The following is a 12,450-nucleotide window of genomic DNA, read 5'->3' as shown; positions in this document are numbered from 1 at the left end:
AGGGCATTATGAAAAGAAAAATACACTTAAAAACAGCGTTTCTTTTATCAGGAACCCTTCTTTCAGGGGCACTTACAGCAACAGCATTATCTTGTTCAGCTGTTCCAAACCTCGAAGGAACTTTAACTAGTCGTTTTAATAAAAATTATGACTTTGGTTTAGCAACTGACCCACTTAACAACTTGAACTATGTTAGATATAATTCGGTTGATCGGGTTCTTCCATCATTAGTTGAATCGTTTACTAAATCAGGGCCAACCGCATCGCTTAAATCAATTATTTCAGTACCTAGTTTTATTTTTTCACGTGTAGAACCAGGAACAAATCAAGGAAGAGTTCCAAATTTTGATGATAATATTAATCAAAACAGAAGAGAATATGAAGCACAAGGTGGATTTGGTCAAGTTCCAGGACGTTACTATAATCTAGTTGACTTTGGAATTCTTGGAGGACTTGGAAAACCATCAGGAAATAATGTTCAATCTCAATCATCTATTTATGCTTTTTCAAACCCATTAAATCCAAATAATTATTCAGCTATTACTGGATTGCTCAACCAAGGAAATAATGTTTGATCAAACGGAGACACAGTCTCAGCACAAGATATGCGTGATTTTCTTGAGTATATTTTGGACTTAAATACTGGTTCACAAAAGCTTGACAAAATCCTTAAACTTGGAATTAGAGGTTCAGAAGAATTTATTAATGCTCAAAAAGATTACATTACTAAATTTAATAAACCATACCCAAATCCTTGAGGACGTAGAAAATATGTGTGAGATTCACAAATTAAACAATACATTCAATACGTTCCACAACCTGGAGATAAAGAAAAAAACAGATATAAAGCTTTAGATAAAGTTACCGATATTTATCAAGGGAAAAAAGAAGAAGAAGTTGCTAAAGAGTATCAAGTATGACAATATCTACAAAAAAACACTGAAACTGGTGAGTTTTTAGATAAACAAGAAGTTGATAATATTCATAAAGCTGCTCTTAAATTTGGATTTTACACTGGTCAAGTTTATTTAGATTTTGGAAATGAACAAATTATTAATAGTTTGGATTTAAACAAAGAATTTGATCCAAACAAAGAAGTTCAAGATTTCAAGATCAGACTAAAAGAAGATGATAAAGAAGGTGTTTTAGTTAGACTAGTTAAAAATGAATATGTAAACCCACTCCAACAATTTGATAAATTAAGACCTAAAATTGGAACTCTTTCCGGAAATGAATATGCTTTTACTTTGATTTTTGAATCGAATAAAAGTGCTGGTTTAAATTATTTATTTGGACATGTTTTTACTTCATTATATCCAATTAACCGTAGATACATTGAAACAGAAGTTGGTGGAATTGATAAATATGGAGCAGAAGTTTCAAAATTCCTTACCACTGGAGCGTTTAAAATCGCTAGCCCAAATGATGTTGTGTTAGGACCACAAGGATTTATAATCCTTACCAAAAACCAAGATTATTTTGATGCTTCTAATACCATTTCAAATCGAATTAAAATATACTTTTCAACCGATAAAACTGCAAATTCAACTTTATTTGAAGATGGATATATTTCACAAACTTATATTCAAGCTCAAAATATTGTTTCATACTGATCAAATCCATTGTATAAACAATACTTAAATAAAAACCAAGGATTTGGAACTATTGCATTTGGATTTAACCTTGATGCCGAAACTAATGCAAATAGTTACATTAATGATCAAGACTTAAGAAACTATATTTATTACTCGATAAATCGTGGAGATTTATTAAAAACTGTTAACTGAGATTTCTCATTCCCAGTTAACACTTGAACTTCATTTGGTCAATATAAACTTGACGATGGACGTTCATTAGAAATGTTCTTTGATTCACAAGAATCCAAAGCTAAAAATGGACAAGAATTCCCACTTCAAAACTATGATTTCTTAGTTCACCTTGGAAAATCATACGAATTAGAAAGAACTGACCGTAGAGACATTACTTATTCACCAAAAACTGCTCAGTTTTATTTAGAAAGATTTAAGAAAAGACACCCAGGTCTAAAAGGTGTTACTCTTAAATACTTGAATAACTCATCAGAAGAACAAAGAAAAGCTGGGTTAGATTTACAAGATCGTTTAAAAAGAAACTCGAATGGCTTTGTTAATATTGAAACTAAAGCCCTTCCTGAAAACACTTATGCTTCATTTATTGAAACTGGTCAATACGACATTATTTACCGTAATTATGACTACATTGGTGGAAATACTGCTGAAGATTATGTGTCTTCGTTCTTTAAAACTGATGAAATTGATTCTTTATCACAAAAAAGCATTGGACTTAAATACAATCCAGTTGGTTCGTGAACTTTTCAAACCTATCTTTCAAATCTCTTATTACAAAGAATTTTAAATAATGATCAAATTCAAAATCTTTCACAAGCTAAACTTGATCAAGTTAAAGATTTTATTAATATTGCAACTCAAATTTATGAACAAACTCCACAAATTAAAGATGAATTAGCTAAAGCTACTAGTGATAGCGATATTCCCGCTAGAATTAATAAAATTTTACAAGTATTCAAACAAAAAGCTGTTCAATCAGTTGCAAACGATTCGCAAATTAAAAATAAATTAATTTATACTAGCATGTTTAAAAACAATTTCATTGCAAAAAATGTGCTTGAGTATATAGTAGTTAAAAAACCAAACATTAAAGCTTCAAGATTACAAAAAATCCTTGAATCATACTTTTATTATTTAATTGATACTAATGGTTTAGATGCTCTTAATGGATTTAAAGTTGATTTTGAAGGTTCAAAAGGACAAGATGGTCAAGTTAAATCTATGAGCGTAACACTAAAATCAGACTCATTACCACTTGATCCAAAAACTGGAAGAAGCTACAATCTTTCATTAAGTGAAAAATATGCACTGGCTACTTATGATACAGTTCAAAGATTAGAAGGAATGATTGTTCCATTTAGTGATTATTCTGAAAGAATTGCTTACTTTAAACAAGCAATCAGTAGATTAAGTCGCCTTACAGATGCACAAAAAGCAGATTTTAACTCAAAATTACAAGAACAAACCGATATTGAACCAATGAAAGATATTTTTATTGATGCACTTCAAGCTAATAATGATCAAAGAATAACCACTGGCTTACTTTTTGACTTTAAACTCAAAGAACTAAGACACTGATCTAAATTCATTGATTTAGCTCTTGTGCATGTGGATCAAAAAGATAACAAAGGTCAATATACAGGAATAAGTGAAACAGGAATTGAATATCAAAATCGAATTAGTGATTTCTTTAGCGGTAACTTTACCGAGGAACAAGTTGCTCAAGGATGATCAGATGTTGAAACCTTTAGATTAATTGCACTATTAGAAAAAGTAGTTCGTGATGGAGCTCCAATCATTCCACTTATGGAAGTTGATACTAACTGAGAAATTACAAAAATTGGTGGAGTTGACAGTCTATATACCTTCTCGCTTCAATATGCTTATGATGTAACTAACCCACCAAAACCAGGATTACCTAGAAAGAGAGATAAATAAATGAACGAACAGTTAAACCCACAAACGCAAACTAAAATTTTGTGTCGTGAGAGTTCAAATAAAGTTTATTTTACCAATAAACGTGAGGTTGAATTCTCATTTAAAGACATTTTCTCATTTGCAGAACACCCAGTTGCAAAATCTCTTTCAAGAATTGTTAAAATTATTATTGAGTTTTTTATTATCGCATTTATTGTTATTAGTATTACTTTCTTTCTAATTAACGCAGTTCCAGGTTCTAATTCATTAACTGCTGGATTAGACGAAGCTCAAAGAAAAGCACTTGAAGCTAAATACGGACTCGATTTACCGATTTTTACTCGTTATGGAAGATATTTAGCTGGATTAACTAGATTAGACTTTGGAATTTCATTATCTCTATTCCCACAGCAACCAATTTCTGATTGAATTGGTCCAAGGTTCTTAAGATCGTTTTATATTGGAATTTTCAGTGTTTTCTTAACACTTATTATCGGAATTCCGATGGGAATTTGAGTTGGAAAAAATCCAGGAAAATTAATCGATAATGTTTCAACAGTAATTGTTTCATTATTTTCTTCAGTCCCATCAATTGTCTTTGCACTTATGCTTGTATTTATTGGACGCGCGACCGGAATCCCATACTTATTTAATGAAACTGACTTATTAACCTACATTTTACCAGGTCTAGCTCTTTCGCTCGGAAGCATTATTGTTTATATTAAATATATCCGTACTGAATTAAACCGTGAGCTTAATTCAGTTCATGCTAAATTTGCATACCTTAAAGGAGTTTCGAAAAGTCGTTTTGTGTGAAAACACGCACTTAAACCTTCACTTTTCCCAATTGCAACCTTTTTCCCTGGAGTTATTTTTGGTTCATTCTTAGGAAGTATCTTTATTGAACAAATCTTTAACATTGCTGGTTCAGGTGCAACCTTACTCCAAGCGATCCAATCAAAAGATTATAATGTTATCTTGTTCTTAATTATTATCTTTGCTATTTTAACCATTTTATCGTATGCTTCTCGTGATTTACTATACGAGGCAATTGATCCAAGAATCAGAAGGAGAGGAGCATAATGGCTAAGTTTTGAAATCAATTTAAAGATAAAGTTAATCAAAAAATTCATAAACTTAGACAAAATCAAGTTTTATCAAATACTAATCGAGAAACATTAGATCTTGCTCCAAATGCTTTATTGCAACCAATTAATCATAAAAAGTGAAAATTAATTGGTGATGCGTTTGAATATGCCGAATCACAAACTCTAGGAAAAGGAACTAAACCTTTTAAAGAATTTATTCACAGATTCTCACAAAATACTGGGGGAGTCTTTGGATTTTGAATTTTAGTTTTTCTGGTTATTTTAGCTTTATTTATTCCTTTTTTTACTTTAGATCCACTATTACCTAATGTTAATGCTCGTAATTTGAGTTTTGCACAAACTGATAATGTAGGAATTTATCATTTCTTTGGAACTGATCAATCAGGACGTGACTTATGAGCTAGATTATGATGAGGATTACGGTACTCAATTGCTCTTTCAATTGTAACTGTCTTTTTTGAGGTTATTATCGGGGTAACAATTGGAATTATGATGGGTCAATTTGATCGTTTTGACAAAATTATGACCTTTTTCATCAAAATTCTTTCAATTGTTCCAACCATTTTAATCCTTATTATTATGACTGTTGTTATCAGTCCAAGCTTTTGAGTTATTGTCTTTGCACTTTCGTTAACTTCATGAACAGGAATGGCAAATCAAATTCGTGCTCAAGTTAAAAGAGCGAAAAATTTTGAATGAGTATCAGCTTCAAGGGTACTAGGGACTCCAACTTGAAAAGTGCTTAAAAATTATGTTCCTGTAATTTTACCCATTTTAATTACTCAACTGGTATTCTCAATTCCTGGGGTTATTCTTGCTGAAACATCACTTGCATTTATTGGTTTAAATATTGAAAACACTGCTACACTTGGAAACTTAATCTCAGATGGTCAAAAAATCTTCCCACAATACTTAAGATATGTCTTTGTTCCATCAGCTGTACTTGTTCTAATTACTACAAGTATTCAGCTTATCGGAGCTAGCGTGCAAGATTCGCTTAGAAGACAAAGATAGGAAAGAGGTTGAAAATGTTTAATAAATTAAAAAGAAGAATTAGATTTATTACTTCAAAAGACCAAGAAAATCACTCAATGATTAAGTGCAAAGCACAAGTAGAGCAAGCTAAACAACCAATACTTACAGTTAAAGAAGTTGAAAAACCAGTTCAACTAACCCAAGAACCCCAAGAAATACAACCAGTTGAACAATTAGAAACTTTATCACAAGTTGAAAGTGTTCAACCAGAGACTCAAATTCAAGAAAATCCACAATTAATGGAAGAATCAGTCCAAGAAACCTTCCAAGACCAAGAAAAACCAAAAAGACCATGTCTATTTCATAAATTAATCGATAAACTACCATTTAATAAAAATAGATTTACAAGTTTTAATTGAGACGATTTTTATAAAAATGTTCAATATAAAACTTTTAGCGATGGAACTAAATTAGCTATTGCAGCTGAAATTAATGATCTTTATTTAAGCTTTACCAACCCTGCACGTCCAGGAGAAAAAAACCTTGTGCTTAGGGGACCTTCAATTCAAATTTATGAAGGGAAAGTTCACGCTATTATCGGTGAATCAGGATCAGGAAAAAGTGTGCTGACTTCACTTTTATACGGATTAACCGGAGATAATGCAGTGATTGATTCAGGTCAAGTCAAACTTTATAATAATAATGTTGAAAAATTTAGCTTTAAAGATTGAGAACGCTCAGGGTACCGTGGAAGAGCTGTTTCAGCTGTGTTCCAAAATCCTATGTCAACCTTAAACCCAACCATGAAAGTTGGAAAACAAATCATGGAAGGGATGTTGGTTAATAAAATTGTTCAAACCAAAAAGGAAGCTTATGAACGTGCTGTTGATTATTTAAGACGTACCAAAATTAACGACCCAGAAGCTGTTATGAAGCTTTATCCTCACGAAATGTCCGGAGGAATGATTCAAAGGGTTGTCATTGCTACTATTGTAGCTTTAGAAGCAAAAATTCTAGTTATGGATGAACCAACTACAGCTCTAGACCCAACTGTTCAAGCTCTTGTGCTTGATGTTATTAAAGAACTTCAACATGAACTTAAACTCTCTGTTGTCTTTATTACCCACGATTTAGGAGTTGTAGCCTCAATTGCTGATTACATTTCAATTATGTACGCTGGACAAATAATTGAAGAAGGAACTGCAAGAGAAATTTTGAAAAACCCACAACACCCTTATACTTGAGGTTTAATTGCTTCTATGCCTGATGTTAATACTGGTGAAAGACTTGCAACTATTCGTGGAAGTGTTCCTTCATCATTAAATAACATTGTTGGAGAAGCTTTTGCAGTTAGAAATGATTATGCTTTAGATATTGATTTTGTACAAGAATCGCAATTTTACTGAGTGTCAGAAACTCATCGCGTCAAATCAGCTCTGCTTGATGAACGTGCACCAGAATATCAACCACCACACTTAATCCAAAAATTATGAAAGGAATTTGCTGAAAGTAAAAATTAGTTATGAAAAATAAAAAATATTACAATACTATCACTTTAGATTCAGAAAATTCCGTGTATGGAACACCGATGAACCCAAAACGGGTGATTGTGGATAGTTATACTAGATTTGGTTTTTTTAAAAGACACACATATCGTCCTATTTTAGAAGGAACCGAAGACATGCTTGAACCTAAGCATGGTGAAGAAATTCTGGTTAAAATGAGAAACGTTGATATTACCTATGGAAGCGGTTCTAAATCATTTCGAGCAATTAAAGATTTATCATTAAACATTTATAAAGGTGAGGTTTTAGGACTAGTTGGTGAATCTGGTTCAGGAAAATCCACTACTGGTAAAGCATTAGTCGGGTTAGTTCCTTACTCACACGGTCAAATCCAATTGCTGGATAAAACCTTACCCAAAGTTCTTAAAAGAGGTTTTAAATTCGGAAAAGCACTCGAAGAATATAAAGCTATTGATAACTTTTTAACCAACAAAGTACAAATGATTTTCCAAGATCCAGCTAACTCACTTAACCCACACATTAATGTGGAAGCAGTAGTTTCCGAAGGATTAGAAAATACTAAAAACGCTAAAGAAATTTACTTATATAACATTGACCAAGAAGTATTAAAAGAAACCTTTGCTAAGATTTCTGAGCAAGGTAAACAATCTACTTTTACTGAACAATTGTTTGACAAACTAAATAAACAAGTAGCAATTAATGAGTATGAAGGGTATAAAGCCTTGTATCAAGATCTTGAACCAATGCTTAAAGACGAACCTCAAGCTTATGAATACTTATTAAGTACTAAACAAACTCGCGAAACTGAAATGAAGCTTTCAGAAAAAGATTGCAAAAAAATTCTTGTTCGCGAAATTTTAAAAAGTGTTGGACTTGATGAATCGGTTCTTGGGCGTTTCCCACTTGAATTTTCAGGAGGACAACAACAACGGATTGGAATTTCTCGGGCAGTGGTCTTACGTCCACAATTGCTAATTGCTGATGAGCCAATTTCAGCACTTGACGTGTCAATTCAAGCTCAAGTGGTTAATATCTTTAATGAACTCAAAGAAAAATTTGATCTTACTATTTTATTCATTGCTCACGATTTACGGATGGTTGGATATCTTTCAGACCGGATTGCGGTTATGAATAAAGGAACTTTACTTGAAATTGGTAAAACTGAGGAAATTATGAATCGTTCATTACATCCATATACTAAATCACTTCTAGATGCTGTTCCTTCAATTGAATCAGAAAAAGGAAGTTTGATTGGTTATGTTTACGATCCTGCAATGCATAATTATAATGATCAAATACAACCTCAATGAGTTAAAATTAATGATGATCACTATGTTTTAGGAACTCTTGAAGAAGTAGAAAATTGACAAAAAGGAAATTATTAAAATTACAATGAAAAACAAACTTACTCGATGGATTATTCTCTTAGGTACTGCGGTAACACCGACCTTTCTGGCTGCTCAATGTTCAAGTACTCCAAATAACATTGATTCTAGTCCTATCGGTGGTAATAATGGAGATAATACAACTCCTGTTACACCAGTTAATGAACAACCATCACAACCAATAAATAATAACCCTGGTAACAATGGATCAGATTCTGAAATTGAATCTGAATTAGATCAAACTAATTCAGAAATTATTGCTGGTGATGCTTTTCCAATTAGAAAAGTCTCTACAGGGACTTTTCAACTAGATCGTGTAGGTTGGAACGAAGGAACATCTGTAAATGATTTTGTTAAAGAATTGAGAAAAGTTTCTTTAGATTACACACAAAGAATAAATAATTTAGAACAACTCAAGCTCTTAAGAAAATTCTTTATTAGAGCTAAAATTAATAGCTATAACCCTACCGATACAAATCTAGGAGTTGTGCTTAAAACACTTGGAACTTTTACAAGACAAGGTGAAAAACCTAGAGAACAAACAATAGCAGTTTGAATTCCACATGAATTTAAATTTGAAAATCCTGTTGATGAATCAAAATTATCAATTAATCAAAAGAATGCTAAAAATCAACTTTTAGCTTTAAGAGAAAGAATCATTAACAATTTCTTTGAATTGATACCCTCAACTAGCAACAAAATCCCTGCACTGTATAATGTTCTCTCAAAACTAGAAACACGAGAAGATAAAAGTTTTACTTACGCTATTTCAACTCTTCTTTTTACTATTGATTATTTACTCACTCATCATGTATTTGATTCACATATTAACTCAATTTTACAAGGGCAATTAATTAAAGATGATAAAGGGAATCCAAGTGAAAAAGAAACTGAAAAGTTCTTTGATTCACAATTTACTGATACCCCAGGAGATGAAGCAATTACTCCATGAGCCTTTGCTTTCTCATATTTATATTTAGAACACAAAGCTACTAAATATGAGGGTTAGATAATTTAAATCTTCCACAAACATAGTCATAATGGCTATGTTTTTTAAAACTTAAAAGCGTTTTATTAATAAAAAAGTATAATTAAAAGTATATTTGCAAGCATGAAAAATTTAGCTAATCAATTACGTCCAAACACAATTGATGAGATTGTAGGACAAGAACACATTAAACTTTTGTTTAAAGAAGTTGTTAAACATAATTTAACAACTAGCTTTTTGTTATTTGGCGAAAGCGGAATTGGAAAATCATCAGCTGCTTTTGCTTGTGCTAAAGAATTAAACAAAAAATACGGATACTTTAATGCTGCTATTGATTCAAAAAAACAACTCAGCGAATTACTCAATACTTGTCAAATTATTATCATTGATGAAATTCACCGACTGAATAAGGATAAGCAAGATATTTTACTCCCGTATTTAGAGTTTGATAAAATCACTATTTATGCCACTACTACTGAAAATCCCTATTTTAAGGTCAATCCAGCCTTACGAAGCAGAATGCAAATTTTACAATTTTACAAACTAAGTAATGAACAAATTATTCAAGGATTAAGAAACACCATAGATAAACATTTTTCGCAATTAAACATATCTAATGAACTTTTAAGTCAACTAGCATTTATGTCCAGTGGAGATTATCGAATTGCTTTAAATAATTTGCAAATGCTTGGATTTTTGAAAAATAATTCTACCCCAGTTACTCAAGCTGACCTTAAGATTATTGTTCCTAATGTACAATTTTATTCTGATGCAAAAGGAAGTGCACACTATAATAATTTATCAGCTTTGCATAAATCACTTCGGGGAAGTGATGTTGATGCTTCAATATATTACGGAATGCTTATAGCAACAAGTGGGGATTTTGACGGATTATTTCGTCGCATGCTAGCTGTAGCTTATGAAGATATTGGATTAGCATCCTCAAGTATTCAATTTAAGGTTCATAATGCTATTAATGCTTATGAACGTTTGGGAGCACCTGAGGGTCTATTACCAATTACTTATGCATTAATTGAACTAGCACTAGCCCCTAAATCTAATTCAGTTGTTCAAGCACGTGATAAAGTCTTAAATTTGATTAATTCAGGGCATATTTATACTATTCCTAAGCATTTAAAAGATGCTCATTATGCTTCAGCTAGTAAATTAGGTGATGGAATTGGATATGCATATCCACACGATTTTCGCAATAATTGAGTTAAGCAACAATACTTACCAAACGAGTTAATCAATCAACATTTTTACACACCAGGATTAAATCAAAGAGAACAAGCACTTAATAAATATTGAACAGAGTTAAAAAAGGAGTAAACAATGAAATGAACACTAGATCAGATTAAAACTCTTGAAGATCTGAAAAAAGCCAAAAATCAATTTTATGGTTCGCAAGGTGAAATTTTTCAATTACAACAAAAACTTAAAAATGCTCCAGCTGAACAAAAAAAGTTTATTGGACAAGAAATAAATGTTCTAAAAAAAGAATATGAAGCTTTTTTTGCTCAAGCCGAAAGTAAAATTCAAGATTTACAAATTCAGCAAAGACTGGAAAATGAATTTGTTGATGTGACTATTCCGCTTAAAGCTAAAGGCTCATTAAATCCAATTACAATCATTGAAAATAGACTTAAAGACTGATTTTATGGACATGGATATTATGAGCAAAAAGCTGGAGAAATTGTTTCAGATTTATATAACTTTGAACGTTTAAACATCCCTCAAGATCATCCAGCTCGTGCTATGCACGATTCGCTTTATATTAACGCAAGTACATTATTAAGAACTCACAATACCGGAGTTACTGCAAGCGTTTTAGAGCAAAACCCTAATAAAGAAGTATCTACTTTTGCAATTGGAAAAGTGTATCGTAACGATGAAGATGATGCCACTCACTCACATCAATTTACTCAAATTGATTTTGTTTCAGTGGGTCAAGTGTCATTTCCTAATTTAATTTGAACTCTCAAAGATATGCTTTCGTATGTGCTCGAGGAACAAGTACAAATTCGTTTGCGTCCATCGTATTTTCCATTTACTGAACCAAGTGTTGAAGTGGATGTGTTTTATAAAAATAAATGAATTGAAATTTTAGGTGCTGGAATGCTCCATCCTAATGTTTTAAAAATGGCTGGATTTAATTCAGATTTTACTGGATTTGCAGCTGGAATTGGAGTGGAACGAATCACTATGATTAAATATGGATTTACTGATATTAGGGACTTATATAAAAATGATTTAAGAATTATGGAGCAATTTAAATATGAAAGATAGTTTCTTACAAATTCTCCAAAGTGAAGGTAAAAAACCATATTTTGAAAACATTATTAATGGACTGAGAAATTACAGCACCTTTGACATAGTTCCGCATCAAATAGATATGTTTAGAGCTTTTGAATTTTTTCAAGTTCACGAAACTAAGGTGATTATTCTTGGTCAAGATCCTTATCATAGTAAAAATGTTGCTGATGGTTTAGCTTTTTCGACTCGTTCAAAAAAAACTCCACCAAGTTTACAAAATATTTTCAAAGAATTAAGTGATGAATTTCCAAATATTAGCTTAAATAGTAATGATTTAACTCCATGAGCCAAACAAGGAGTATTATTGCTCAATGTCTATTTAACCACTGTAATTAATAAACCGCTTGAACACAAACATTTAGGATGAGAGCAATTTGCTCAAGTTGTCTGTGAGAAAATTGTACAATCAAATCCAAATGTGGTGTTTCTAGCTTTAGGAAGACATGCGCAAGAATTTATTGCAAAATTACATCCAGTCCCACAATATGTGATTAAAACATCTCATCCAAGTCCGTTTTCCGCAAACAAAGGATTCTTAGGATCGCGAATTTTTATTAAGGCCAATGAACTTTTAAAACAAAATAACATCAGTCCGATTAATTGAGAATTAAAAGAGGTTAAATAATT

At 31.7% G+C, this 12,450-nt stretch carries 9 protein-coding genes; all 9 read left to right on the top strand.

The features are described from left to right. Positions 1 to 8 precede the first annotated feature (8 nt). The 9 genes from AC1RP9_RS02725 to AC1RP9_RS02685 all read left to right on the top strand — a co-directional run bounded on the left by AC1RP9_RS02725 (position 9) and on the right by AC1RP9_RS02685 (position 12,448). Entirely contained in the window at positions 9 to 3,545 is a 3,537-nt protein-coding gene (locus AC1RP9_RS02725; RefSeq protein WP_481821933.1) for a periplasmic substrate-binding domain-containing protein, read from the top strand. Then, complete coding sequence (locus AC1RP9_RS02720; protein ID WP_481821931.1) at positions 3,546 to 4,607, top strand: ABC transporter permease; 1,062 nt, start codon at positions 3,546 to 3,548, stop codon at positions 4,605 to 4,607. It begins immediately after the preceding gene. Beyond that, a complete protein-coding gene (locus AC1RP9_RS02715) occupies positions 4,607 to 5,647 on the top strand; it encodes an ABC transporter permease (protein ID WP_481821929.1) in 1,041 nt (346 codons plus the stop codon). Before AC1RP9_RS02720 ends, AC1RP9_RS02715 begins: the two co-directional genes overlap by 1 nt. Before the next feature lie 260 nt (positions 5,648 to 5,907). Continuing rightward, a complete protein-coding gene (locus tag AC1RP9_RS02710) occupies positions 5,908 to 7,128 on the top strand; it encodes an ABC transporter ATP-binding protein (RefSeq protein ID WP_481822746.1) in 1,221 nt (406 codons plus the stop codon). Positions 7,129 to 7,289: 161 nt separating this feature from the next. Beyond that, a complete protein-coding gene (locus AC1RP9_RS02705) occupies positions 7,290 to 8,519 on the top strand; it encodes an ABC transporter ATP-binding protein (protein ID WP_481822745.1) in 1,230 nt (409 codons plus the stop codon). 7 nt (positions 8,520 to 8,526) lie between these two features. Beyond that, positions 8,527 to 9,528, top strand: coding sequence for a hypothetical protein (locus AC1RP9_RS02700; RefSeq protein WP_481821927.1), 1,002 nt, complete (start codon positions 8,527 to 8,529; stop codon positions 9,526 to 9,528). Positions 9,529 to 9,630: 102 nt separating this feature from the next. Beyond that, on the top strand, positions 9,631 to 10,839 hold the full coding sequence (locus tag AC1RP9_RS02695; RefSeq protein ID WP_481821925.1) for a replication-associated recombination protein A: 1,209 nt from the start codon (positions 9,631 to 9,633) through the stop codon (positions 10,837 to 10,839). Between the two features lie 3 nt (positions 10,840 to 10,842). Beyond that, positions 10,843 to 11,796, top strand: a complete 954-nt coding sequence (gene pheS / locus AC1RP9_RS02690) for a phenylalanine--tRNA ligase subunit alpha (protein WP_481821923.1) — start codon at positions 10,843 to 10,845, stop codon at positions 11,794 to 11,796. Beyond that, complete coding sequence (locus tag AC1RP9_RS02685) at positions 11,786 to 12,448, top strand: uracil-DNA glycosylase (protein WP_481821921.1); 663 nt, start codon at positions 11,786 to 11,788, stop codon at positions 12,446 to 12,448. Before pheS ends, AC1RP9_RS02685 begins: the two co-directional genes overlap by 11 nt. Positions 12,449 to 12,450 lie beyond the last annotated feature (2 nt).

This window comes from Mycoplasma sp. 3686h, from assembly GCF_056781225.1.
Note: the sequence above shows the minus strand (reverse complement) of the source record. Positions and strands in the feature narration are given on the sequence as shown.